Annotated in this window: 27 protein-coding genes and 1 riboswitch; of the genes, 14 read left to right on the top strand and 13 right to left on the bottom strand. The window is 36.5% G+C overall.

Annotation, left to right across the window (positions count from 1 at the left end):
* Positions 1–9 precede the first annotated feature (9 nt).
* The 3 genes from JMM81_RS05955 to JMM81_RS05945 are packed head-to-tail and all read left to right on the top strand — an operon-like array spanning position 10 to position 2476.
* Complete coding sequence (locus tag JMM81_RS05955) at positions 10–822, top strand: energy-coupling factor transporter ATPase (protein WP_256240620.1); 813 nt, start codon at positions 10–12, stop codon at positions 820–822.
* Positions 813–1670, top strand: a complete 858-nt coding sequence (locus tag JMM81_RS05950; RefSeq protein WP_256240619.1) for an energy-coupling factor transporter ATPase — start codon at positions 813–815, stop codon at positions 1668–1670. The genes JMM81_RS05955 and JMM81_RS05950 overlap by 10 nt, the downstream gene beginning before the upstream one ends.
* Complete coding sequence (locus tag JMM81_RS05945; protein WP_256240618.1) at positions 1667–2476, top strand: energy-coupling factor transporter transmembrane component T family protein; 810 nt, start codon at positions 1667–1669, stop codon at positions 2474–2476. The genes JMM81_RS05950 and JMM81_RS05945 overlap by 4 nt, the downstream gene beginning before the upstream one ends.
* A 173-nt stretch (positions 2477–2649) precedes the next feature.
* Here the strand turns inward: JMM81_RS05945 and gltC are convergent, their stop codons facing one another.
* Entirely contained in the window at positions 2650–3555 is a 906-nt protein-coding gene (gene gltC, locus JMM81_RS05940) for a glutamate biosynthesis transcriptional regulator GltC (RefSeq protein WP_256240617.1), read from the bottom strand.
* Positions 3556–3821: 266 nt separating this feature from the next.
* Here gltC and gdhA point away from each other — a divergent pair, with 266 nt between their 5' ends.
* Entirely contained in the window at positions 3822–5201 is a 1380-nt protein-coding gene (gene gdhA, locus JMM81_RS05935) for an NADP-specific glutamate dehydrogenase (protein WP_375162351.1), read from the top strand.
* A 216-nt stretch (positions 5202–5417) separates the two neighbouring features.
* Here the strand turns inward: gdhA and JMM81_RS05930 are convergent, their stop codons facing one another.
* The 3 genes from JMM81_RS05930 to JMM81_RS05920 form a co-directional block, all read right to left on the bottom strand.
* The gene (locus JMM81_RS05930) at positions 5418–6065 is read right to left on the bottom strand and encodes a hypothetical protein (protein ID WP_256240615.1); all 648 of its coding nucleotides are present in this window, start codon (positions 6063–6065) and stop codon (positions 5418–5420) included.
* An 11-nt stretch (positions 6066–6076) separates the two neighbouring features.
* Positions 6077–7270 carry a ParM/StbA family protein gene (locus JMM81_RS05925; RefSeq protein ID WP_256240614.1) on the bottom strand — a complete coding sequence of 398 codons (1194 nt, stop codon included), beginning with the start codon at positions 7268–7270 and terminating at the stop codon, positions 6077–6079.
* Positions 7271–7925: 655 nt separating this feature from the next.
* The gene (locus JMM81_RS05920) at positions 7926–9092 is read right to left on the bottom strand and encodes a pyridoxal phosphate-dependent aminotransferase (RefSeq protein ID WP_256240613.1); all 1167 of its coding nucleotides are present in this window, start codon (positions 9090–9092) and stop codon (positions 7926–7928) included.
* A gap of 229 nt (positions 9093–9321) precedes the next feature.
* On the opposite strand from JMM81_RS05920, the gene JMM81_RS05915 reads away from it, so the two are divergent.
* The 5 genes from JMM81_RS05915 to JMM81_RS05895 all read left to right on the top strand — a co-directional run bounded on the left by JMM81_RS05915 (position 9322) and on the right by JMM81_RS05895 (position 14368).
* Entirely contained in the window at positions 9322–10101 is a 780-nt protein-coding gene (locus tag JMM81_RS05915; RefSeq protein ID WP_256240612.1) for a carbon-nitrogen family hydrolase, read from the top strand.
* A 151-nt stretch (positions 10102–10252) separates the two neighbouring features.
* Positions 10253–10358, top strand: a riboswitch (SAM riboswitch).
* Between the two features lie 116 nt (positions 10359–10474).
* Positions 10475–11488 carry a methionine ABC transporter ATP-binding protein gene (locus JMM81_RS05910; RefSeq protein ID WP_256240611.1) on the top strand — a complete coding sequence of 338 codons (1014 nt, stop codon included), beginning with the start codon at positions 10475–10477 and terminating at the stop codon, positions 11486–11488.
* Positions 11478–12149, top strand: coding sequence for a methionine ABC transporter permease (locus JMM81_RS05905; RefSeq protein WP_256240610.1), 672 nt, complete (start codon positions 11478–11480; stop codon positions 12147–12149). The genes JMM81_RS05910 and JMM81_RS05905 overlap by 11 nt, the downstream gene beginning before the upstream one ends.
* Before the next feature lie 51 nt (positions 12150–12200).
* Positions 12201–13040 carry a MetQ/NlpA family ABC transporter substrate-binding protein gene (locus JMM81_RS05900; RefSeq protein WP_256240609.1) on the top strand — a complete coding sequence of 280 codons (840 nt, stop codon included), beginning with the start codon at positions 12201–12203 and terminating at the stop codon, positions 13038–13040.
* Between the two features lie 227 nt (positions 13041–13267).
* Positions 13268–14368 (top strand): iron-containing alcohol dehydrogenase family protein, encoded by a 1101-nt coding sequence (locus JMM81_RS05895; RefSeq protein WP_256240608.1) that lies wholly within the window; start codon positions 13268–13270, stop codon positions 14366–14368.
* 70 nt (positions 14369–14438) lie between these two features.
* Here JMM81_RS05895 and JMM81_RS05890 read toward each other — a convergent pair whose 3' ends face one another.
* Genes JMM81_RS05890 through JMM81_RS05880 form a run of 3 tightly spaced genes read right to left on the bottom strand, consistent with a single transcriptional unit; the run spans position 14439 to position 16363 of the window.
* Positions 14439–14861, bottom strand: a complete 423-nt coding sequence (locus JMM81_RS05890; protein ID WP_256240607.1) for a DoxX family protein — start codon at positions 14859–14861, stop codon at positions 14439–14441.
* 60 nt (positions 14862–14921) lie between these two features.
* Entirely contained in the window at positions 14922–15704 is a 783-nt protein-coding gene (locus tag JMM81_RS05885; RefSeq protein ID WP_256240606.1) for a dioxygenase family protein, read from the bottom strand.
* A 14-nt stretch (positions 15705–15718) separates the two neighbouring features.
* On the bottom strand, positions 15719–16363 hold the full coding sequence (locus JMM81_RS05880) for an alpha/beta hydrolase (protein ID WP_256240605.1): 645 nt from the start codon (positions 16361–16363) through the stop codon (positions 15719–15721).
* A 151-nt stretch (positions 16364–16514) separates the two neighbouring features.
* Between JMM81_RS05880 and JMM81_RS05875 the strand changes: the two genes are divergently transcribed.
* A complete protein-coding gene (locus tag JMM81_RS05875) occupies positions 16515–17054 on the top strand; it encodes a helix-turn-helix domain-containing protein (protein WP_256240604.1) in 540 nt (179 codons plus the stop codon).
* A gap of 98 nt (positions 17055–17152) precedes the next feature.
* Here JMM81_RS05875 and JMM81_RS05870 read toward each other — a convergent pair whose 3' ends face one another.
* The gene (locus tag JMM81_RS05870) at positions 17153–17635 is read right to left on the bottom strand and encodes an alpha/beta hydrolase (protein WP_256240603.1); all 483 of its coding nucleotides are present in this window, start codon (positions 17633–17635) and stop codon (positions 17153–17155) included.
* A gap of 87 nt (positions 17636–17722) precedes the next feature.
* On the opposite strand from JMM81_RS05870, the gene JMM81_RS05865 reads away from it, so the two are divergent.
* Entirely contained in the window at positions 17723–18454 is a 732-nt protein-coding gene (locus JMM81_RS05865) for an alpha/beta fold hydrolase (protein WP_256240601.1), read from the top strand.
* 101 nt (positions 18455–18555) lie between these two features.
* Here JMM81_RS05865 and phaC read toward each other — a convergent pair whose 3' ends face one another.
* From phaC to JMM81_RS05850, 3 genes are all read right to left on the bottom strand, one after another.
* Positions 18556–19656 (bottom strand): class III poly(R)-hydroxyalkanoic acid synthase subunit PhaC, encoded by a 1101-nt coding sequence (gene phaC, locus JMM81_RS05860; protein ID WP_375162353.1) that lies wholly within the window; start codon positions 19654–19656, stop codon positions 18556–18558.
* An 80-nt stretch (positions 19657–19736) separates the two neighbouring features.
* Positions 19737–20480, bottom strand: coding sequence for an acetoacetyl-CoA reductase (gene phbB / locus JMM81_RS05855; protein WP_256240599.1), 744 nt, complete (start codon positions 20478–20480; stop codon positions 19737–19739).
* 54 nt (positions 20481–20534) lie between these two features.
* Entirely contained in the window at positions 20535–21002 is a 468-nt protein-coding gene (locus JMM81_RS05850; RefSeq protein WP_256240598.1) for a hypothetical protein, read from the bottom strand.
* Between the two features lie 174 nt (positions 21003–21176).
* Here JMM81_RS05850 and phaQ point away from each other — a divergent pair, with 174 nt between their 5' ends.
* From phaQ to fabG, 3 genes are all read left to right on the top strand, one after another.
* Positions 21177–21611 carry a poly-beta-hydroxybutyrate-responsive repressor gene (gene phaQ, locus JMM81_RS05845; protein ID WP_256240597.1) on the top strand — a complete coding sequence of 145 codons (435 nt, stop codon included), beginning with the start codon at positions 21177–21179 and terminating at the stop codon, positions 21609–21611.
* 74 nt (positions 21612–21685) lie between these two features.
* On the top strand, positions 21686–22204 hold the full coding sequence (locus JMM81_RS05840) for a hypothetical protein (RefSeq protein ID WP_256240596.1): 519 nt from the start codon (positions 21686–21688) through the stop codon (positions 22202–22204).
* A 155-nt stretch (positions 22205–22359) separates the two neighbouring features.
* A complete protein-coding gene (gene fabG, locus JMM81_RS05835) occupies positions 22360–23094 on the top strand; it encodes a 3-oxoacyl-ACP reductase FabG (protein WP_256240595.1) in 735 nt (244 codons plus the stop codon).
* A 159-nt stretch (positions 23095–23253) separates the two neighbouring features.
* Here fabG and JMM81_RS05830 read toward each other — a convergent pair whose 3' ends face one another.
* Both JMM81_RS05830 and JMM81_RS05825 read right to left on the bottom strand, forming a co-directional pair.
* Positions 23254–24450: an acetyl-CoA C-acetyltransferase gene (locus JMM81_RS05830; RefSeq protein WP_305367724.1), complete on the bottom strand. Its 1197-nt coding sequence runs from the start codon at positions 24448–24450 to the stop codon at positions 23254–23256.
* A 436-nt stretch (positions 24451–24886) separates the two neighbouring features.
* On the bottom strand, positions 24887–25621 hold the full coding sequence (locus tag JMM81_RS05825) for a Crp/Fnr family transcriptional regulator (RefSeq protein WP_256240593.1): 735 nt from the start codon (positions 25619–25621) through the stop codon (positions 24887–24889).
* Between the last annotated feature and the right edge of the window lie 25 nt (positions 25622–25646).

Here is a 25646-nt window from a genome sequence, read left to right as displayed (position 1 = left end):
GAACCGTACATGCCAACACCTATTATTGAAGTGGAAAACCTTACATTTCGATATGATAAACGGTTGGAAACAGAAACATTGTCTGACGTTTCATTTACGATTGAAAAAGGTGAATGGGTGGCAGTTGTCGGAAATAACGGCTCTGGAAAATCTACTTTAGCGAAAACTTTAGTAGGCTTGTTAGTGCCTCAAAGTGGACGTATCTCTATAGCTGGGCAAGAGTTGAACGATGAATCAAAATGGGACTTAAGGCGTCGTATTGGTATGGTGTTTCAAAACCCTGATAACCAATTTATTGGAACAACCGTTCAGGATGATGTAGCTTTTAGTTTAGAAAATTTGAATATGCCCTACGATGAAATGAAGGTAAGAATCGATCAAGCACTTGAAGTGGTTGGTTTGTCGGCATTCCGTTCGCATGACCCTTCTCGTTTATCAGGTGGTCAAAAGCAGCGTGTGGCCATCGCAGGTGTTCTTGCATTAAAACCAGATGTATTAGTCTTAGATGAAGCCTTTGTCATGCTCGATCCCATGAGTCGTCGCGAACTCCTCACAACGTTGCAACAGTTGAACAATACGAAAGAGATTACCATTATTTCTATTACACATGATATGAATGAAGCTGCCGCAGCGGATCGCCTCTTACTGATGAAAGCTGGCCAAATTGTAAATAGTGGTTCTCCTAAAGACGTTTTTATGGTTGAGCCAGAATTAACGCCCTCTTTTACTGAACAGTTAAGACGAATACTTATGAAACGCAACCGTGAAGTTCCAAAAGAATACATGACAGAAGAAGAAATGGTAGGCTGGTTATGGAAGTGAAATTTGAAAATGTTTCAGCAGATTATCAATTAGGACCCATTCGAAGCCCCTTAGTGCTTCAATCTGTTGACATTGCCATTCGATCTGGGTCTTTTACGGCTGTAGTTGGTTACACTGGTGCTGGAAAATCTAGTTTATTAAAAGCCATGAATGGCCTTCTTATTCCAACTCAAGGACAAGTTAGTATTGGTGACCTTGTTCTTACACCTAAAAAAAGTAAGCAAGTATTAAATTCAATTCGAAAACGTGTTGGAATGGTTTTTCAGTTCCCAGAATCACAACTATTTGCTGAAACGGTTGAAAAGGATATATGCTTTGGTCCAATTAATTTTGGTGTACCCGCAGAAGAAGCAAAAGAGATAGCAAAGGAAGTATTAGAACAAGTAGGTTTACCACCAGATATTTCATCAAAATCACCTTTCTCCTTATCCGGTGGTCAAAAAAGGCGGGTTGCCATTGCAGGAATTCTAGCTATGAAACCAGATATTCTTGTCTTAGATGAACCTGGGGCAGGACTTGACCCGACTGGAAAAAAAGATATTCTGAACTTAATCTCATCCTGGCATCGTGAACGAGAAATGACGACGGTATTAGTTACACATGATATGGAGGATGTTGTCACATATGCAGAAAATGTGATCGTCATGGAAAAAGGACGTGTTGTCTTACATGACGAGGTCAAACACGTTTTCGCTGATCATGAACAATTAGAAAAATGGCACCTTGATGTACCTGATGCACGTCGATTTCAGTTAAATTTCGAGCAGCAATCAGGAATTAAATTGCCCAAGGTCTGCTTAACTCTTGATGAGTTGGCCGATGCCTTAATTGAGGTGGGACTTGTATGAATAAGCTGATTTTAGGTCGCTATTTCCCTGGTGACTCTTGGATTCACCGTCTTGATCCAAGGTCAAAGCTACTCTCCTGTATTTATTTTATTTTTGTCTTATTTATAGCTAATAACTGGAAAACCTATATGTTGCTCTGGATATTTACCTTATTTGTTATGTATTTATCCCGTGTGAGTTTTCGTACATATATACGCGGTGTGAAGCCATTAATCTGGCTCATTTTATTCACCGTTTTTTTACAAGTATTATTTACATCTGGTGGAACCATTTATGTTAATTGGGGACCGATTACAATATCACAGTTTGGATTAACAAATGGTGTTTATATCTTTTGCCGTTTTGTCATGATTATTTTCATATCTACTGTTGTCACTTTAACAACAAAACCAATTGATCTAACAGATGGCATTAATTCACTATTGCGTCCATTACGTTCTTTAAAAGTTCCTGTTGATGAATTTTCATTAATGCTCTCCATTTCCTTACGTTTTATCCCAAACTTACTGGATGAAACACAAAAAGTGATGGATGCACAACGAGCGAGAGGTACACAGTTTGGTGAAGGCTCTCTATTTAAACAAATGAAGACATTAATCCCTGTATTTCTCCCTCTATTTGTTAGTTCATTAAACCGAGCAGAGGAATTAGCTAATGTGATGGAAATAAGAGGATACCAATCAGGAGAAAAAAGATCCACGTTTCGTCAATTACAATGGCAAAAACGGGATACAGTCTGTTTGTTATTGATGTTCGTATTAACAATTGGTTTAACTTTTCTCAGATCAGAAGGGGGATTACATTAACATATCTATAAAATAATGTGTTATGTATCCCCTATTTTTTATCTTTTGGCTTTGTTAAACAGTAGTACCGGTACTCTAATGGCCTTCGGTGTATACTTCCATTGAATCACTTAATGAACGTGTACACCGAAGGCCATTTATCAACAAACCCTATCTTTTAGTGCAATCTATAATTATTGCTGAAATTGATCCATACGTGTAAAAAAGTCCATCAAAAAAAGATAAAAAAGATTTTGTGTTGGAAGAAGTTGACGATCCCTTGGAATAATGACACCAACTGTACGAGTAACATTCGGTTCAATAATAGGAATTTTTACAGTTGACCGTGGCAAACTATCAATAATAGTAATCTCAGGAATAATTGTCACACCAAGTCCCGCAGAAACAAGCCCTTTTATCGCATCAATATCTTCACCCTCGAACGATACCTCTGGTTTGAAGCCAAGCTGTCCACAAGCATTTACAATGATTTCTCGTAAAATAAACCCCTCTGGAAAAAGAATAAATGATTCATCTCGTAATTGATCCAATGTCAATGTAGCTTTACCAGCAAATGGATGATTGCTTGGAAGTAAGGCGACAAGATTTTCTTTAAAAAAGATACTTCCCTTTACCTTTTTTTCGTTCATAGGCACAGGTCCAAGTAGCGCCATATCAATTTCACCCTTGGCCACTCCATCAATTAAATTATAGTACGCTCCCTGCTTTAATTGAAATTTAACACGAGGGTAACGTTCACGAAAAATGGAAATAGCCGTTGGCATCGTATGAGTAGCCAAGCTACTCGGGAACCCAATCCGAATCGTTCCTTGACCTGGATCTAAATACTCTGTAATTTCGCGTTGTGCATTTTCTATAATAGTAACTGCCTGTTCCAGATGTTCAAGAAACATCCTCCCAATTGGAGTTAACTTTACATTTCGTCCCTCTCGAATAAATAAATCCACACCTAGTTCAGCCTCTAAATTAAATATTTGTCGACTTACAGCTGATTGGGCTACATGTAAATGGACGGCAGCCTCTGTCACATGTTCTCGTTTAGCTACTTCAATAAAATAATAAATTTGCCTAAGTTCCAAAATACCCCACTCCTTTCTCTATCAATATCAATTGACATTAATTACTTTTTTTATATAACATCTCATTTTAGCATTAATTGATTCATTTTTTGCATACTCTTGAGATAATATATCAATTTAGCATTAGTTATATCACTATTATATATTGTTTCGATAACTTATAAATTATAAAATGAACTCGAGAATAAATATAGTAGTAAAAAACTTTTGTAATAAAGCTTTCATATTTTATTTATACTACTACATAAGTAGTTGAACTCGAAAGGATGATCATTATGGTAACAACCGTACAGACAGTAACAAAAGGCGCACAATATGTAACGGACGTATTTGAGAAAGTAAAAAAACGTAATCCTCATGAAGTTGAATTTCATCAAGCTGTTAAAGAAATATTAGAATCACTTATTCCTGTTTTTGATAAATATCCTCATTATATGGAACAAGGTGTCTTAGAGCGTATTGTAGAACCTGAAAGACAAATTATCTTTAGAGTACCATGGGTTGATGACGAAGGAAAAGCACAAGTTAACCGTGGATTCCGTATTGAGTTCAATAGTGCCATTGGACCTTACAAAGGGGGCTTACGTTTCCACCCATCCGTAAATACAAGTATTATTAAATTCTTAGGTTTTGAACAAATTTTCAAAAACTCTTTAACAGGACAACCTATCGGCGGTGGTAAAGGTGGATCTGATTTTGATCCTAAAGGCAAATCAGATGCAGAAGTTATGCGCTTTTGTCAAAGTTTTATGACAGAACTTAGCAAACATATTGGACCTGATACAGATGTTCCTGCCGGTGATATCGGTGTTGGCGGAAGAGAAATCGGTTATATGTTTGGACAATACAAAAGACTTCGCAACGCTTTCCACGCAGGCGTACTAACTGGAAAAGCTGTTGGTTTCGGCGGAAGTTTAGCACGTACAGAAGCTACAGGTTATGGAACGGTCTATTTCGTACAAGAAATGTTAAAAGATAACGGTCTTGATTTTAAAGATAAAACGGTCGTCGTATCTGGTTCAGGAAACGTGTCTATCTATGCAATGAAAAAAGCAATGGAATTAGGCGCAAAAGTTGTAGCTTGCAGTGATTCAAACGGATATATTTATGATAAAAATGGGATTGACCTTGCTACCGTTAAGCGTCTTAAGGAAGTTGAAAGAAAAAGAATTAGTGAATATGTAAACGAGCATCCAAGTGCTGATTACTTTGATGGTTGTGACAATATTTGGCTTATTCCATGTGATATTGCTTTACCATGTGCAACACAAAATGAAATTGATGAAACATCAGCAAAGATTCTTGTTACGAATGGCGTTAAAGCTGTCGGCGAAGGAGCTAATATGCCTTCTTCATTAGAAGCTATTGATATATTCCTTAGCAATGGTGTCCTATTCGGACCTGCAAAAGCAGCTAATGCTGGAGGTGTAGCAGTTTCTGCCTTAGAAATGGCTCAAAACAGCGCTAGAATTTCTTGGACATTTGAAGAAGTGGATTCAAAATTACATGAGATCATGGTTAACATTTATCGTAATAGCGTGAAGGCCTCTGAAGAATTTGGTCAACCAGGCAACCTAGTTGTTGGATCTAATATTGCCGGATTCCTAAAAGTAGCAGATGCTATGATTGCTCAAGGAGTTATTTAAATAAAGAAAATCGAAGGGTGGCCTTAGCCATCCTTCTAGATACTTATACGATAAACTCTAATCAGGTGTCTGACAGGACAGCCTCACCATAGAGTTAAAAGGGAAGGTCTATCTTCGCTCCTATGCGCTGATAGACCTTCCCTTTGTTTTTTACTTGTATTTATAAAAGAACAGGCCCTACGATGCTCTTATGCACCGTGAGGCCTGTTCCTTCTATCACTTATTCATACTCGAAAGGAAACCACCCAGAAGGTCATCAACATCGACGACCTCCTCGGCAACTTCACCCTCTTCTATATCCTTATTCTGCTCTTTGACACTTTCCCAATCGAAAGCATTTAAATCATCTTCAAAGCTATCTAACGGGGCATCAAAGCTGTCTAATGAGGCATTAGATACGGATACAGACTCCTCTATTTCTTCTTGATTGTCATTTTGACTAAAGTTTTCATTCCTACGCTCTTTCCCTGTAGATAACACTTCTTCTTCTTGGAGGTATAACGCCTCGTCAATATCGAGTGCATTGCTGTTAAGAGATGCCATCAACGAGGTAGCACGTAGCGGATCTGCAATGAGTTGAAAGAAAATACTGCCTAACAAAGCCTCTGAATGCTCATGTTTCAACCAATCACGTTGCGCTTTACTTATTTTTTTAGGAAGAGGAATCGTAATCATCTCACGCTCACTCACATACGTATTCCTAACACCCTCTACAACAAATTCTGCTATTTTACTCGAAAAATTTCTTCGCTCCGATTCCTTTAATCTTTGTAGTTGTTTTAATATATGATCTGGAGTATCAGATGGAATACGAAAGGAAATCGTTTGTCCCCTCGTAACTTCATTTGCTGAAGACTTTTTCATAACATCACCTTTTATTTAGCATTTATAGGCTTTTTCACGTCATTTTTCACTTCGCCCACCTTTTGCTTCTCCTGCTTTCTTATAAAGTCGGTGACGAGCTTATAATAAGCATTTGCCATCATCCAGATGCTTTCCTTTTCATCCTCAAAGAAATCAATATTGTAACCGTCTAAACCATTATTTAAGGTTTTAAGATAGTCCTTTAATACATTTGCTCCTCCACCTACAAAGTAGCAAATTTCTGTTTGTGAATTTTTTTGCCAAGTATTTCGCAATAAACGGTATTGTTTTTTCGCTAAGTCTAGTAAAATGCGGTCTGTAATATCATGGACGCTTGTTCGGCTCCCTTTGACCATAATATGATTACGATCATGTTTTTTCGTTAGGATTTCAACAACATCTCTGCGACTGTCGAGTTCAACGCCATGTTTTTTTCTGATCTCTTCTCTAATTGCTTCTAATGATTCAGAAACACCAAGGTTAAACCCTTGTGCTTTATCATCATCTACATTTCGATTTTTAATAACAGCGATATCGGTAGATAACCCTCCAATATCTTGGATAATGATGCTCTTATCAATTAAATCCTTATTAATAACATTTAATTTATTATCCATTACTAGGTTAATATAGGCAGCAAATCCTTCAGGATATACCTTTACTTCGTCAAATTTTATATTTATCTTTAATCCTTGGTACTTTGGAGTAATTAAAAATTCAACTTGGTGTACGGATCCTAGTAATTTAGAGCGATAGCCCGCATCTTTGCCTTCCTTTACTTCACGTAATGGCAAACCTGTTCCTAGTGTATATTTAGCATCTATAATATTTCCAGATCTACGGAAGATCGGTGCATTTTGTTCCCTTACAGCGTCTAAAGCCAAAGTGGTAAAAAGCATCACTAGCGTTTGATCTTCTTCTGATTTACTACTTCCTGGGTCTAATTCTGTCGCACTATTACTCTTAGTGGCCAAATTCCCAACACGATAAATAGCATTATTATCTTTCAGGGCAGGGGAGTGGACTCTAATGTGAATTCCGTCCAATGGATTCTTTGTATCAAGTTCTTCAATTCCGATAACCGGACGGTCCTCAACGTCTATTGCCATAATATTAGGTATATTCAACTCGTAATCTAATTCTCCAAAAATAGCTTTAATAGAATCATTTCCTACATCGACAGCTGCAACTCTTTTATTACTCATTAATCTACTTCCTCTCCTTTTCCTATATATCAATGACACTCATGAAGCTACACTATGAATCTAGTATGTATAGTTAAGATTATAATAATGAGGAATATATTTCAATATAAACCATCTAAATGAAATATATTAGAAATAATGTATACATTTTGGCAAACTTTACCCTAATGTACACTTACTTGTAAACATTGCAAACAAAGTTGTATACATTGTAAACAAAGTTGCACACTTGTTGATACACCAGTATGTTTGCAATTTTGTTTACATGTCTGCAAAATAAACGTATATTGCTTACGTTTTTGTATACACGTAAACATAAAACGTAAACAATAGTTACTAAGTTGTAAACTTGTATGCATATTTGTATACTTCTCTTTTTTATTAGGTGTGTTCAACTATCTTGTTGATACTTCAATGTCCTTTGATATATATGCCCATTAAGTGATTCATGCTGAGTCACACGCATACCGGCATACACCAAAGAATATTTATTAATAATTATTATTAACACAGCCATTAAATAAGGGACATTCCTTCATCCTTACTATGATGAGCGAATGTCCCTTACTTTCTATATTCTAATAAAAACATATATTTCATAAAAGTATCTCTTTTATTTACTTCGATTTTTAAACAATAGTCATTAACGAAACCTTTACTTAAAAAGATTCAGCTTTTCAATTCGTTTTACAGCCTCTTCTAAACGATCTTCCTCCATTAATAAACCGATCCGTATATAGCCTTCACCATATTCACCAAAGCCCTTACCCGCTGCAACGACTACATCCGCTTTATCTAGTAAATAATCAGCAAATTCCTCACTTGTAAAACCCTCTGGAACAGGAAGCCAAGCGAAGAATGATCCTGTTGGTGCTTCAATATCCCATCCTATATTACGACAGGCCGTAATAAACACATTTCGACGTTTTTCATATCGATCAACAAGCTCTTCGACACATTTTTGATCCTCTGTTAACGCTGCAATAGCTGCTTTCTGCACAGCAGGGAACAAACTACAATATAAATGATCTTGGATTAGATTGATGGCTTCAATAATTTTTGCATTTCCAACAGCAAAACCAACTCGCCAACCTGCCATATTGTAGGTTTTCGACAATGTGTACATCTCTACACCGATATCCTTTGCTCCTTCTATCTCAAGAAAACTAAGTGGTCTTTTACCATCAAAGCCGATCGCACCATAGGCAAAATCATGTAAAATAGTCATTTGGTTCTTTTTCGCAAACTCAACAGTTTCTTCAAAAAAAGCTCGATTTGCTGTTGCTCCAGTAGGGTTGTTTGGATAGTTAAGATACATTAACTTCGCTGCTTCTTTTTGACGATCCGAGAAAGTACTGTAATCAGGTAAGAAATGATTATCTGCTTTAAGTGGAAAGGTCTCGTATTCAACATTGGCCAACACCGTGCCCGATAAATAATCAGGATATCCTGGATCAGGCAGTAACATTAGTTCACCTTCATTTAACAAACACATTGGCAATTCAACAAGACCTGTTTTCGTTCCAAAAACAATTGCCACTTCTGTCTCAGGATCTAGTTGGACACCGTATTGTTTTTCATAAAATTGAGCAGCTGCCTCTTTCAACTCAGGAAGCCCACGAAATAGAGAATACTTATGTGTCTGTGGGTCTTCTGCTGCTGTTTGCAACGCTTTAACAATATGGGGAGGTGTCGGATGATCAGGGTTCCCTTGCCCTAAATTGATGATATCTCGCCCTTCAGCAACCGCTTTGTTTACTTTATTCACAAGCGTTGAAAAAAATTGAACGGGTAAATTTTTTAATCGATCTGAATATTCCATGATGGCCACCTTTATTTAAATTATACTAATTTATAACCTTTTTGAACTGAGATAGCGGTCTAGCTCCAGGTACCATCGGCTCGAGGTCATAAGCCAATCTGTCAAGAAGGTTAAACAAACAACCTCCTTGTCGCCGATAGGCAGGTGCCTTCCGCTTTTCTTAAATGTTTGCGATTTTAACTAAAATTCTATAATCTTTAGATAAACTTGTCTAGCGGTGGTGGGAAAAATGAAGATTGCTTGTGTACAAATGGATATTCATTATGGAGAACCAGAAAAAAACTTTGTGGCTATTGAAAAATATATAAAAGAAGCGGCATTGTCAAATGTTGATACGATCGTATTCCCAGAAATGTGGAATATAGGCTATGCCCTTACCCAACTGAATAATCTAGCCGATGAAAATGGAGAAAAAACAAAAGAACTATTTGCAAAACTAGCAAAGGAATACAATATGAATATTGTTGGTGGTTCTGTAGCAACGAAAAGAGAAGATGGCTTCTTTAATACGATGTATGTAGCAAATCGAACAGGAAAAATTATTGCAGAATATGATAAAGCCCATCTTTTTAAGTTAATGGATGAACACTTATTTATGAACGCTGGGCAAAGTATCAATACGTTTGAATTAGATGGCACAGCGTGTGGCGGCGTTATTTGCTATGATTTGCGTTTCCCCGAATGGATTCGCTCTCACGTCTTAAACGGAGCAAAAGTCATGTTTGTTCCAGCGGAGTGGCCAACGAAACGAATTGACCATTGGCAGTTACTATTACAGGCAAGAGCGATTGAAAATCAGTGCTTTATTGTCGCTGTTAACCGTACTGGGTCTGATCCAAACAATGAATTTAATGGCCATTCAATGGTCATTGCGCCTTGGGGTGAACTTCTTATTAGCGGTCAAAGTGATGAAGGGATCTTTATCACAGAACTAGACCTACAGGAAGTCGATCATGTACGGAAAACAATTCCTGTTTTTCAAGATAGAAGAACCGATTTATATCGCTAAACATACAGATTGATTCATTCTAAAAAAAATTATACAACTTGTTTACTTGATTTTATAGGGGTAAAAGCGCTTTCGTAGATAAAAGCAAACATTTTTCAATTGACAGACATCCAATCAATTAGTAATATTTTAATATAATAATTAAATAGATTACTTATCCAGAGCGACCGAGGGAATAGGCCCTATGACGTCCGGCAACCCCCTTTATGGGAAGGTGCCAATTCCGGCAGAATGACTTTCATTCTGAAAGATAAGTCGAAATTGTAGATCGTATTTCGATGCTTCTTTCAATTGAGAGAAGCATTTTTTATTAGAGATGGAAAAGAACATTCATTTAAATCGTGAACATTTTAGATGAAAAGGAGGTACCTTTATGATTGAGATCCAACATCTTTCCAAGATTTATAAAACTAAAAGTGGCACTGTAAAAGGGGTCGATGATGTTTCAATATCGATTCAAGAAGGAGAAATTTACGGAATTGTCGGCTATTCAGGTGCTGGAAAAAGCTCACTTCTTCGTTGTATTAATCTATTAGAGCGACCCTCTTCTGGGAGTATAAAGGTAAATGGGAATGATCTAACCTCCTTAACGAGCGAAAACTTGCGACAAGCCCGCTTAAAAATCGGCATGATCTTTCAACACTTTTACTTAATTAGTCAAAAAACGGTTTATGAAAATATTGCTTTTTCCTTAAAAGCAGCCAAATTACCATCAAACCGAATGAAAGAACGAGTAGAAGAATTACTTGAAATGGTCGGTCTTTCTGACAAAAGAGATGTTTATCCTGCACAACTCAGCGGAGGTCAAAAACAGCGTGTCGGTATTGCGCGAGCCCTTGCCAATAATCCAACCGTGCTGTTATGTGATGAGGCAACATCAGCATTAGATCCAACTACAACAAGATCGATTTTAAATCTACTCAAAAAAATCAATAAAGAACTCAATATCACGATTGTGTTAATTACCCATGAAATGACGGTTGTGAAAGAAATTTGTCATCGAATGGCGATTATGCAAACAGGAAGAGTCATTGAAGAAGGACCCGTTTATGATATTTTCTCTAATCCACAAACGGATCTTTCCAAAGAGTTTATAAAAAGTGTTGTTTCCTATGAGGTTCCAAAGGTTATTTTACAAACATGTAAAGGAACGATTGTGAAGGTCACATTTAAAGGTGAGGTTGCTGGTGAAGGTGTCATTTCTGACACACTACAGCAGTTTAACGTGAAAGGTAATTTCCTTCACGGTTCGATTGAATACATCGGAGAAGCACCACTAGGTATCTTTGTGATGGAGCTGACTGGACAAAGAGAAGAAATTGATAAAGCCCTTCAGTTTATCGACCAGCGAACAGCACAAGTGGAGGTGTTACGTAATGGGCTTTGATTTAACTCATCTCATTGAACTTATACCTGATATTAATGCAGCTTTCTTCCAAACGATCTATATGATTGCTATTTCTCTAGTCGTAGCGGTTGTCATTGGTCTTCCCCTCGGCGTCCTTTTATTTGTAACGGATAGAGGATTATTTTGGGAGAACCGCACCGTCCAAAGCGTGTTAGGTTTTGTTGTCAATATGGTTCGTTCCATTCCATTTATCATTTTGCTTGTCGCTTTGATTCCGTTAACGAAAGCTTTAGTCGGTTCAACAATTGGTCCGACAGCAGCAAGTGTTTCCCTCTCCGTTGCAGCGATTCCCTTTTTCGCTCGAATTGTAGAATCTGCTCTTCGAGAAATTGATAAAGGAGTCATTGAGGCCGCTATTGCCGCTGGGGCCACACCATGGATGATCATCAAAGATGTCTTGTTACTGGAAGCGAAGTCTGGGATTATTTCAGGGCTTACGTTAACCCTTATCAGTTTAATCGGATTTTCCGCTATGGCTGGAACAGTTGGTGGCGGGGGTATCGGTGACTTAGCCATTCGCTTTGGCTATTATCGCTATGATAATACGATCATGATTGCAACAGTCGTTATTTTAATTGTGTTAGTTCAGCTTGTCCAACTTCTTGGTGATCTTCTCTCCAAAGCGGTTGATAAAAGATAAATAGTTGGAAAATAATAAGAAAGAAAAATAATAAGAAAGAAGGAAAATTCTATGAAAAAGTGGTTCATCGGATTTATTCTATTAATAGCTGTAGCTGTATTGGCTGCATGCGGAGGCAATGACAATGAAGAAAGCGGCGATACAACAGATCAAGGTACAGAAACAAAGGAAATTCAGTTTGGTGCTACAGCTGGACCTTATAGTGACATGATTACAAAAGCAATTAAACCCGGTTTAGAAGCAAAAGGCTACACAGTAAAAGTAGTCGAATTTAGTGATTATATTCAACCAAACAATGCATTAGACAATGGTGATATTGATGCCAACCTATTCCAACATACAATTTATCTTGAAAACTTTGCTAAACAAAATAATATGGATTTAACAGCCTTAATTTCTGTACCAACAGCTCCAATGGGTATTTATTCTGAAAAATATACTTCATTAAATGAAGTAGAAGACGGAGCAACAATTGCGATTCCAAATGATCCAACAAATGCAGCACGTGCCTTTAATACCCTTCAAGATGAAGGCTTAATTACAATTAGTGAAAGTGCAGACCCACTAACAGTTTCTGAAAAAGATATTGTGGCAAACAAGAAAAACTTAGAGTTTCAACCAATTGAAGCTGGTCAATTGCCTCGTGCTATCGAAAGTGCTGATTTATCAGCTGTACCTGGAAACTTTGCCTTAGCCGCTAGCATGGACCTCCTTAGTGCACTAGCTCTTGAAAATATGCTTGATCCATACCGTAATATTGTAGCCGTAAAAGCAGAAAACGAAGATTCTCAATTGGCCCAAGATATTCAAGCTGTTGTCGAATCAGATGAATTTGAAAAGATCATTGACGAAGAATTTGCAGGTTTTGGAAAACCTACTTGGATGAAATAATTATACAGAAGTACAAGATGATAACTCCTCTCCTAAATGGAAAGGGGTTATCTCTTTAGGCTTTGTTATGCAACAGTGTTCGTGTTTTAAAAACCTTTGGTGTACGCGAGCATTAAGTTATTCGCGGAATAAAACACATGCTCATGTACACCAAAGGCCATTTTTTAAAATGATTCATAGATATCGTTATAAATCAAAATGAAACTAATTAAAAAGAGGGATGAAAAATGGAAACCATTTCTGTGCATGGGGCACCAAGTGAGTATATTTTAGAAGAAAGAGTTTTAGACAAGCTAGAGGCTAAGCTATTAGAGCGTGGCTTTCAGAAGGTTCTTATTATTCACGGCCAAAAGTCATGGCAAGCCACTAAACCATTTTGGCCCGTATTGACAGGGCTTACATACGAAGAATATACCTATCATGGCGAGAATTCACTAATTGAAATAGACGCCCTCTCAGATCTTGTGACCAGAGAATCATTTGATGCCGTTATCGGTGTTGGTGGAGGAAAAGTATTGGATCTCACAAAATCCGTCAGCCATGTCACACATCGGCAAGCTGTGCTGATTCCTACACTCCCCTCAAACTGTTCCCCATGGACTCCCGTAAGTGTTGTGTATGATGATTCTGGTACATTTATTCGTTTTGATGTTTATCCAGTAGGTGCTAGCCTTGTGTTAGTGGAGCCACAAATTTTGTTAGATGCTCCTGTCGATATGTTAATCGCTGGTATTGCTGACACGCTTGCCAAATGGTATGAAGCAGATGTACAAATAGCTCATATAAAAAATAAACCCGTTCCACTCGAAATTTGCTACTACACAGCTAAGCAATGTAAAGAGGTATTGCTTCAATACTCAGAAGGTGCTGTACAAGCCGCTAAAGCTGGTACACTGAATGATGACTTTGTAAAAGTTGTTGAAACCATTATTATGCTTGGTGGAATGGTTGGTGGATTTGGAGATCATTATGGAAGGGTTGCTGGTGCCCATTCGATTCACAATGGATTAACGGTTTTAGAAGAAACACATCATGCCTTACATGGTGAAAAAGTAGCTTATGGTATTCTTGTTCAATTAGTGTTGGAGGATAAATGGACTGAAATCGGGCAACTCTTACCTTTCTATCAGCAACTCAGCTTGCCAGTTTCACTTAAAGATTTAGGTGTAAAGGTCATTAGCGACGAAATCCTTTCAGATATCGCAGCAAAATCAACGATACCTGAAGAATCCATTCACGTCATGCCAGGCGAGATGACAACCACAACTGTCAGCAAGGCCTTAACAGATTTAGAAAACTACATTCACTCTGAAAACCTCATTGGATAAATATACAGTAAACGGGCTTACCAAAGGATACAAGATCCTAAAGTAAGCCCGTTTACTATTTAAGATATACTTAGAGGTTTTCACTTACTGACTCTTGTTTTTTGAAAATCAATTGATCGATCGCAAACATCTTACTACCGTTAATAGCGATAAATACTGCCATTGCTAATAGTGCTAAATCTAATTCATATCCAGCACCCTGACCAGTTCCTAAAAAGCCACCTGCTAATTTTACCTTTAATGTAGCTCCGATCATTAATAGAGCAAGAAGAACAGAAACAATTTTGCTACCCAGACCGATAATTAAGGCAATTCCACCAACTAATTCCACTAAAGCCACAACATAAGCCAATGCCCCTGGCAAACCGATACTGTCAAACCAACCGACCGTATTTTCAATACCACCTTGAAACTTAACTAAACCATGAATAAAAAAGGTAATCCCCAGTACTACGCGTAAAATTAATGCACCTATTTCATATTTCTTCAACATTTTTCTCCTCCTATTTTTCCCTTTAATTATTTATTTTCTATTTTTTTAATGATATAGCCATTAACCAAATTGCCATACACTGTGGCTAAGGTTTCCATAACGATAACTGCGGTGAAGCAATTTAGCCTGTTTTTTATCATCCGCTGCTCCCATCGCATAAAAGAGCGGAATAAAGTGCTCTTTTCCGTATGGTGGAACGGCCAACTGAACATTTGGTGCTAAAGAATAATAGTCGAAAAGAGAGGTTACATTCCAATCTTTCAAATGTTCTTCCAGCCACTGATCAAAATCAACTGCCCATTGATCATTACCTTTCCCATCTTTTTCCCAGTTTACCGCACGAAGGTTATGCACGGTTCCACCGCTCCCTATAATCAAAACGTCCTGTTCTCTTAACAAAGATAGGGACTTCCCAATTTGGTACTGTTGCTCAGGTGTCAAATGTTGATTGACTGACATAGAAATCACAGGGATATCAGCATTCGGATACAGCATCCTCAACACAACCCATGCCCCATGATCTAATCCACGACTTGTATCCACTTCAAAAGGAATCCCTTGCTTACTAAACAACCCTTTGATTTCTTCCGTAATGTCTTTATTCCCTTTCGCAGGATATTGAATGCGATATAAGGCTTCAGGAAATCCACCAAAGTCATAAATAGTCTCAAACTCGTCTACAAGGCTTACTTGTTGATTCGCTGCCTCCCAATGGGCTGAAAACAAAATAATGGCTTTAGGTTTTGGTAGATCTTTCCCTAATTGATTAACAAATTGTGTGTACTCATTATTTTCAATAGCAAGGAGTGGTGCTCCATGGGCGATAAAAAGTGAAGGTAACATCTATTTTCCTCCTTTTAGTTCTCAAGACGATCGAGAATCCATTTTTTAAAATCCTGCTGATTCTGTAAAGAAACGGTGTGTCCTTCTTGATACGTTTGAAAGGATACATTTGCACCCAATTGCTTAAAATATTCCTGAGCTTGAACGCCCCATTGGTATGGCAAAATTTGATCCATTTCACCATGTGAGATAAATGCAGAAAGTTCATTAACCGGTTTTACATCGTAATCTTCCGTTACAATATTAGGAATATACCCACTGAGTGCCACAATACCTTTAATTCGACTTCCCATAGTCAAGGCAAGTGACATCGAAAGAATCGCTCCCTGGCTAAAGCCAAGTAAGTATAACTGATTACGATCTAATGAATACTGTTCAGAAGCATAATCAATAAAACTTGTTAGCTTACTCACCGCTTGCTTAAATACATCCCGATGAGGTTTTCCATATCCCTCAATTGTAAAATAAGCAAAGCCCGGTGGTTGCGTCAAAGGCCCACGAATACTAAAAATATAAAACTGTTCTTCTAATCCTTCTGCCAACGGAAACATATTTTGTTCATTGCTCCCTATTCCATGTATTAAAAATAAGGCTGGATATGTTTTATTGGGATCAATTTGTTTTGGCTTCCGAAGACTATAGATCATTGGCGCTTCCATTTATCATCATCCCCTATAATCGTATTTATAAAGTTTTCTAATATGAATATTTGTTGTTTATAAAGTAACAAATGTTTGTATAGATTGTCAACCATTAATTTGCTAATATAGATATAAGTTGTTTATTAAGAAACATTTCGAGGTGGTCAAAGTGGATATTGGCTCAAAAATTCGTACGATACGAAAAAGAAAACAGATTACAATTGCCCAAATGTGCGAGGGAACTGGGCTTTCAAAAGGATTTGTCAGCAATATCGAAAACAATCATACTTCACCTTCTATTAGTACCTTACAAACCATTTCAAATTTTCTTGAAGTTCCATTGCCTTATTTATTGCTTGAAAAGCAGCAACATATGCGTGTTGTCAAAAAAAAGGAAAGAACTTATTCTACTTTTAATAATTTAAAGATTGAACATATTTCGTCCAAAGATGGATTGCGTATGATGATAGTTGAATTTCCTCCTGAAGCCTCTATGGGAGAAGCACATGCCCATGACGGTAAAGAAAGCCATTTAGTATTAGAAGGAAAAGTACTAGCTGAACAAGGAGAGGATTCTATCATTGTAGAAGAAGGAGATTCTTTCAGTTGGAATGCCTGTGTACCACATCACGTTAAAAATATTGGAGATGAAAAGGCCGTTATATTAATTTCCATCTATTCAGACGCTAAGTCAGAAGATCTCTTTTAAATCATTCATTTTATCAAATATAAAAAGCTTACCAAAGGTCTTATTGGTAAGCTTTTTGTATTTGAATATACGCTGTAAAGGCTCAATTAAAAATTTTTTTAATTTTTGCAGTCACTTATTAACCACTCTTTAAAGTCTTGTTGATTCTCAAAAGAGACAGTATGCCCTTCTTGATAAGTATGGAACGATATAGAAGCACCCCTACTATTAAAATATTCCTGAGCGGAGACACCCCACTCATATGGTAAAACCTGATCCAATCTACCATGCGCAATAAATGCCGATAGCTGATCAACCGATTTTATTCTATATTCTTCTTTTGCGAATGTTGGAATATACCCACTAAGAGCAACAATTCCTTTTATTCGATTACCTAAAGTCAAAGCTAGTGTCATAGACATAACCGCTCCTTGGCTAAAACCGAGTAAGAAAAACTGACTTTTATCAAGTGGATATTGTTCTGAAGCGTAGTCAATAAAGTTCGTCAGTAAACCTACACCTTGATTAAATCCCTTTTTATGAAATTTTCTAAAGCTAATTGTTTGAATAGTTACATTTCTGTCCATACTACTAGTATTCATTACTTTCACACGTGCACGAGTCTTGAATTTCATAAAGACTTAATGGCTTAAATACTGATCAGGAAACCAAATGAGAGGTAGTTGATCATGTTAATATACAACGATCTAGGCAAGGGAACACCGATTGTCTTTATACATGGTCTTGGTAGTAGGAAAGAGGCCTGGGTCCCTCAACATGAGCTAGCAAACCACTATAGATTAGTGATTCCAGATTTAAGAGGCCATGGAGAAACAGTCCTAAATAAAGATTTTACAATTAAAAACTTCGCATTAGATATCATACACCTATTAGAATGCTTAAACATCCCAGTAGCCTTCATATGTGGATTATCATTAGGTGGAATTGTTGCCCAGGAAATATATAAGCAGAAGCCTGAGATGGTAAAAGGACTCATCCTATCTAACACAACCTCTTATATGCCAGTTATGATTGCAACAAGCATCATCCATTTATCTAATCAACTCTTTCAAAGAGACCAGCAAAAGCTAGTTGAGCATATTATAAAAACATCGTTGTATGATCAATCCTATAAGGAGGAAGCGAGGAATGCTTTCCAAATTCGGGATACCTATATAGAGTCAGCTAAAGCTCCTACTGGGATCAATTACTTTCCTATTCTTCCTACGATAAAGATACCTGTTTTGTTAATTGGGAGCACACATGATAAAGTCACGCCTGCTTTAAACATCTATCTTATGAGGTCCTTTATAAGGAGTGCCCAGACAGTCATGTTGAGGAACACCGGACACTTGAGTAATATCGAAAATAGAGATCTTTTTAACGACTATATTAGGGTTTTTTTAAGAGAGAGTGCCTAATTCTCTGTGGGACTAAAAGCGAATATAAAAAGAGTGCCCCAAAAGTAACAATTTGGGAACACTCTTTTAACTAGTTATTAATTATACTTCAAATATTATGATTAGTTTGAACGTTCTTCTAACCAATCGCCAATGGTTGGATACGTAATCTTTGTAGCTTTACTACCAAACGTGATTGACGTATGTCCAAGTGGAAGATTCTTATAGGTTTTATCTTTACTAGATACAACATCCATCAATGCTTCAACTTGATGCGGTTGGGCAATGATATCTGATTCACCTGATAAGTTAAGAATATTAGCCTTGATATCTTCTAGATTGACCTTACGACCACGGATCACTAATTCGCCTTTAATCAGCTTGTTCTGTTGATAAAATTCTCTAATCCATTGACGGTAAGCTTCACCTGGAAATGGAATTCCATCATTTAACCATTTTTGCAATAGTTTAAAGCTATGGATAAAACGATCATTATCAGCACGATCAACTAGACTTACAAATGGACCATAGAAGTTTGACATTGGTTTGATCATTTTGTTTCCAAAGTCAATCATTTCAGGTGGAATAACCCCAAGTGTATCAACCACTTTATCGATATTAAAATAGCGTTCATCTAGCATTGCTCCGTAAAGACCCGTATCTTCAAAATCAAACGGACTTGTCATGAAGACAAGATTTTTAATTGGTAATTCAGGGTGTAGTGCTGCAAACATAGACGTCATTGTACCACCCATGCAATAACCAAGAATAGATACGTCATCACTATTCGATTTTCGCATTACTTTACGAACTGCGCGTGGAATATAGTCTAACACGTAATCATCAAACTTCATGTGTCTATCTTCGATACTTGGTGTACCCCAGTCAAGAAGATAAACATCAAAACCACGATCAACGAGATATTCTACTAAACTTCCACCTTTTGTTAAATCTAATATATAAGGTTTATTGATTAAAGCATAAACCATTAAAAGTGGTGTTTTATGTTTTTTCGGCGTATCTGAAATATAATGATACAACTTTGTTTTATTTTTAGTCCAAATCACTTCTTTCGGTGTTGGACCTACTTCTGGCTCGGACTCAGTTGTTAACACCTGATTGGCTCTTTTCACACGTGTATACATTTGTTGATATTCCTCGGGCATCATTTCAGGCATCTTCTCAGTAAATTCTTTCCACTCTTCTGTAATCAGAACGCTAATGATTACTCACTCCCTACATAATTAATTCACTTTATATAATCTATACAAGCAATCTTGTGTTCATGACAATTACATTAAAATTACATGTAAAGTCCGCCGTTAATATTTAACTGTTGACCCGTAATATAGTCACCATCTTTACATAAGAACACAACTCCACGTGCAATTTCTTCTGGTTTTCCTAAACGTTTTTGTGGCACTTTACCAACAATTGTTTCTAGAACTTTTTCAGGCATTGCTGCAACCATTTCTGTTCCGATAAATCCTGGGCAAATAGCGTTAACTGTTACATTTCCTTTAGCAAGTTCTAATGCAAGAGATTTTGTGTAACCAATTAATCCTGCTTTTGCTGCAGCATAATTTGTTTGTCCAAAGCCACCAGCTTGACCAATGATAGAAGAAATATTAATAATACGTCCTGCATCTGATTCAAGAAGATGTGGTAAAGCTTTTGAAGTTGTATTATAAACACTGTTTAAATTAACATCAATTACTTTTCTCCAGTCTTCTTCACTAAGCTTTTTAAATGTGCTGTCTCTTGTAATTCCAGCATTATTGACAAGAATATCAACGCTACCAAAATGTTTAACTGCTTCATTTACAAGGTTTTCTGCATCTTTGCTAACTGAAACGTCTGCTTGTACTGCGTAAGCATCTCCGCCAATTTCCTTGATTTCTGCTACCATTTGATCTGCAGCTGCACTGTTACTGTTATAGTTAATCACGATTTTTACACCATTTTTAGCTAATTCTAATGCAATTGCTGATCCGATTCCTCTGCTTCCACCTGTTACGATCGCTACTTTGTTTTGTAATTCTGCCATTTTGTCTACACTCCATTTACTATAGTATATTTTTAAATTAGATTTTCACTTTAATTAATTCGTTTTTTGCTGTGTCTTTTGAGCTGTTGCACTCGTATTTGTACTCTTATTCACATTTGTTTTCGTTTCTTTTGATTCCTTTAACATAGAAAGAACCTCATTAAGTTTAGTATCAAGATTCTTCATATCTCTTTTTAAAGTTGTTAATTCACGTTGTACTGATGATTGATCAACTTGATTAGTTTTTGTATCTTCCACTAATTCTTCTAAATCATCAATTTTTGCATCTACATTTACAATTAGAGATGAGATGTTAGCCAAATCATTTCTAGTTGGCATATTCACTTGTTCTAAATATTGTTCTGTTGTTTCATTTAAGAACTTTTTAAATTGAAGATTCATCTCCAAAATCTGTCCCATCCCTTGAGAAGGGAAATCTTCCTTCACCTTATCATCAACAAGGTTACTAGATTGGAAGTAGAAATCTTTCCACATATCGTACATGTTAAATTCTCGAGTCATCTTTTCTCCTCCATAGTTACTTATTCACTTTGTTATTATACTAAGTTTTCTGACGAATTAAAAGAGAAAAGATTTAAAATTACTGAAATATTTTAAAAAATTAATTTATGTTTGACAAATCTATCACTTAGGTGTAAATTACACATATGGACTTCAACTTAGGAGTGATACATTGTGACAACAAATAACAACGAGTCTAATAAGAACCAACAACCTAAAGATGAGAGAGTCATGACATCCATGCCGAAAAACTTAATGATACCCGTCCTTTTGTTAAGTCTACGTAATTGGAATTTACATGGTTATAAGCTTATTCAAGAGTTATCTCGATTTGGTTTCTCATCTATTGATCAAGGAAATGTCTATCGAATACTTAGACAATTAGAAAAAGATGATTTGGTCAAATCTGAATGGGATACAACAACAGGGGGACCAGCAAAGCGAATTTATTCGATAACAGAAGCTGGAGAAGCCTACCTAAAGACATGCACTGGTGCACTAGAACAGTATCAATCTATTATTAACCGCTTCTTTACAATTTATATGGACATGTTCTTACCAATGTCTTCATTAATGCAGCGGGATGATAAAGATGAAGATAATAACTAACGTTTTACCCATTTCATAATAGTGATTCTGCAGGTTACCTGCAATCATAATAAATTTTATTAGGAGGATTTAACATGGCAGTAGCAACAAAAACTCAAGAAACAGTAAATTTAGGGGAATCTTTATTCTCAACATGGACAAATAGTTTAGACAGAGTGTGCGCAGCACAAAAGGAAGCAGAAGAACTTTTACTTCAAACATTAGAAAGCCAAAAAGAAACATGGGAAAAAGTAACAAGTGACATTACTCGAATTGAAGAAGAACAAAAAAAATTAACTGATGAGCTTCGCGAATCCGTTAAACTAAACATTCAAAAAGTTTTCGGTGCTCAAGCAAGCAAAGCTTTTGAACAATGGAATGCTCAATTTGATGATGTAAGCAATCGCGTTCAACAATTAACTGCAACACCTTATAAAGAAAGCTTAAATTTAGTTAATCAATCTCAAGATCAATTCCAACAATCAGTAAAAAGTGGTATTGACCAACAACAAAAATTCCGTGAAGATGTTACAAGCCAATTAAAAGCTTCACAAAAAGTATTGATTGATCTATACCAAACAAACTCAAAATTAACTTTAGGTTTATTTAAATAAGACAGTGGATTTTCCACTGTTCTTTTTTTTTGACTATTAGAATAGGATAAAATAGCAATTGGAAAATTGTGAGATATCTATGTTCAAGGGATAATGGATATCAACTATCTGCTGGATTAACCTTTACTAAATCTAGTTCAAAAGAGGTGGTATTTTTGAAGTTAACGAACAAAGTAACTTTAATTACCGGTGGGGCACAAGGAATTGGAAAAGAAACAGCTAGCAAATTTCTTCAAGAAGGTGCGAGAGTAGTTATTTGTGATTATGATGAGCGTGCAGGACGTAATACATTAGAAGAGTTCGCAAGTGACAAAGTAGATTTTTTCAAGGTGGATGTGACAAATAGTGCTCAGATAGAAGACGTGGTTCAATCAACAGTAGATAAACATGGAAGAATTGATGTACTAGTGAACAATGCGGGGATTACGCTTGATGGATTTCTCACAAAGATGGATGAATCCGATTGGGAAAAGGTGATTTCTGTAAACTTATCAGGTGTTTTTAAATGTACGAAGGCTGTAGCCCCTGTTATGTTAAAACAAGGATCTGGTGTGATTCTGAATGCCTCTTCTGTCGTTGGTTTATATGGAAATATCGGCCAAACTAATTATGCTGCGACAAAGGCCGGAGTTATTGGATTGACCAAAAGTTGGGCAAAAGAATTTGGTCCAAAAGGAATAAGAGTTAATGCAGTAGCTCCCGGTTTTATTGAAACAGGTATGACGGCAGCAGTACCACAAAAGATACTTGACTCCATGAAAGATAAGACTCCACTTAAAAGACTCGGAAAACCAGAAGATATTGCCGCTGCCTATTTATTCTTAGCTTCAGACGATGCAAATTATGTAAACGGGACCATTTTAAGTGTTGATGGTGGCTTAGTTATTTAAACAAGAAAGTACTTAATCGTTACTTTACCATGATCCCTTATTCAATATAGCGCATATGTCTTTTAGTCTACCAATCTCTAAGGATTGGTGATGAACGATCGCTCAACTCAAAAAAGAAAAACGAGACTTCATTTCAGAAGTCTCGTTTTTTTAATCATTTTATTTAGATTCTACATTTTCTATGATCGTTGCAACACCTTGTCCGCCACCAACACATAACGTAGCTAGACCATGGCGAGCATCTGTTTTCTTCATTTCATGAATTAAAGAAACAAGAATTCTCGCTCCACTAGCACCAATTGGATGACCAAGTGCAATTGCACCACCATTTACATTTAATTTTTCTTTATTGAAATGAAGTTCACGATCTACAGCAATTGATTGTGCAGCAAATGCTTCGTTTGCTTCAATTAAATCAATATCTTCTAATGGTAAAGCTGCTTTTTCAAGAGCTTTTTTCACAGCAGGAACAGGACCAATCCCCATAATACTTGGATCCACACCAGCACTCGCATTTGCTTTTACTGTTACTAATGGTTTAATTCCTAATTCTTCAGCTTTTTTACGGCTCATAACAACAAATGCTGCAGCACCATCATTAATTCCGGATGCGTTACCAGCTGTTACCGATCCATCCTTTTTGAATGCAGGACGAAGCTTTCCTAATCCTTCTGCAGTTGTACCGAAACGTGGAAATTCATCTTGGTTGAATACAGTAACTTGTCCTTTACGACCAGGAATTTCTACAGGGATAATTTCATCAGCAAAGCGATTAGATTCAATTGCCGCTTGTGCTTTTTGTTGACTCCAAGCAGAAAACTCATCTTGTTCTTCACGTGAAATTTCATACTTTTCAGCAAGATTTTCAGCTGTAACTCCCATATGATAGTCATTCATCGCGCACCATAATCCATCTTGAATCATCGTGTCAGTGATTTTTTGATCTCCCATTTTAAATCCATTACGAGCATTGTTTAATACATATGCAGCACGGCTCATATTTTCCATTCCACCTGCAACGACTACTTCTGCATCTCCTGCAAGAATAGCTTGTGTTGCTGAATGAACTGCTTGTAAACCTGAACCACATACTTTATTGATCGTAATAGCAGATGCTTCTTGAGGTATACCTGCAGCTAAAGCAGCTTTTCTTGCTGGGTTTTGCCCAAGTCCTGCTTGTAGTACGTTCCCCATAATAACATCGTCTACTTCATTAGGATTAACTCCAGCTTTTTCAAGAGCTCCTTTGATAACGATTGCTCCTAGTTGAGCTGCCTCAACATTTTGTAATCCTCCAAGAAAACTTCCAATAGGTGTTCTAACTGCGCTTACGATAACAACTTCATTTGATGACAATAGTATCTCTCCCAACATATATTTATATATTCAAAATATTCTAGGATTATAATACTACAATTATTAGTATTTTCAATCACAAATCATTCGACAAATTCCGAGTATTAAAATAATTATTTATTCTCACTTAATTGTATTCATGAGCATACTACTTTCGATTATTCATTTAAAATTTACATGGGAAATCGAGGAATGGAAGGATCTATATGGGTTTTTATTGCCCTTTTAAATTATTTGAATAAGGCATGAGGACATGCTTTATCCTAAAAAATGGATCAAAATCTAATGTGAATTTCATAGGATAAAGGCGAATTATGTTGAAAAGTTTTTGAAGACAAACGGTATAAAGTGAAAATAAAGTGAACAAATAACGAATATAATGTGAACATGAATCAAAAAAGACACACAACGACAGCTGAGGTTGTGTGTCTAATTATTATTCTAGATAATCTTTTAAAGCTATACGATTCTTAACAAGAATTTGTTTAGTCCCCGTGATAGAAATCAATCCCATATCCTCGAATTTACTCAATTTACGGCTAATGGTTTCACGTGTAACACCCACGTAGCTAGCAATTTCTTCTCGTGTAATGGGTAAGTGAATAAGAATGCCATCATTTAGTTTTGTTCCGAACTTTTGGCAGAATTCCAAAATCATATGAGCAATTCTTACTTCAGGATCTTTCGTTGCTAAATTTTGTGCTAAATTTTCTGTGTGAGCCAATCGTTTTGTTAAAGATTTTAATAGTTTTAAGGAAATTTCCGGATTTTCCAACATAATGAGGTCAATATCGGCTTTCGTTAATTGACAAATTTCTGTATTTTCAATAGCAAATACACTAAAGTTGCTTACTTCATCTTCATTAAAGAGATTCAATTCCCCAAAAAAATCACCTGTTGTCAGGATATATAAAATTTGTTCTTTTCCATCAACAGTAAATTTAGATAACTTTACTTTCCCTCTATTAATAATAAATAAAGTATCTGATGTTTCTCCCTCTTGTATAAGCATTTGCCCCTTGTGATAATGAATATGTTTTGTCATCTTAGCTACTTTTAAAATTTCTTCACTAGATAATGAACCAAAGATGGGAACCTTTGTTGGGCATGGTTTCTTTTTGTTATCACTCACGTGGTTACAAATAGTATGATTACAAATATGTTCTGTCATTTCACATCATCCAATCTAGAATTGA

This window comes from Bacillus sp. V3B (genome assembly GCF_024494465.1).
GTDB lineage: Bacteria > Bacillota > Bacilli > Bacillales > Cytobacillaceae > Bacillus_BD.
Note: the sequence above shows the minus strand (reverse complement) of the source record. Positions and strands in the feature narration are given on the sequence as shown.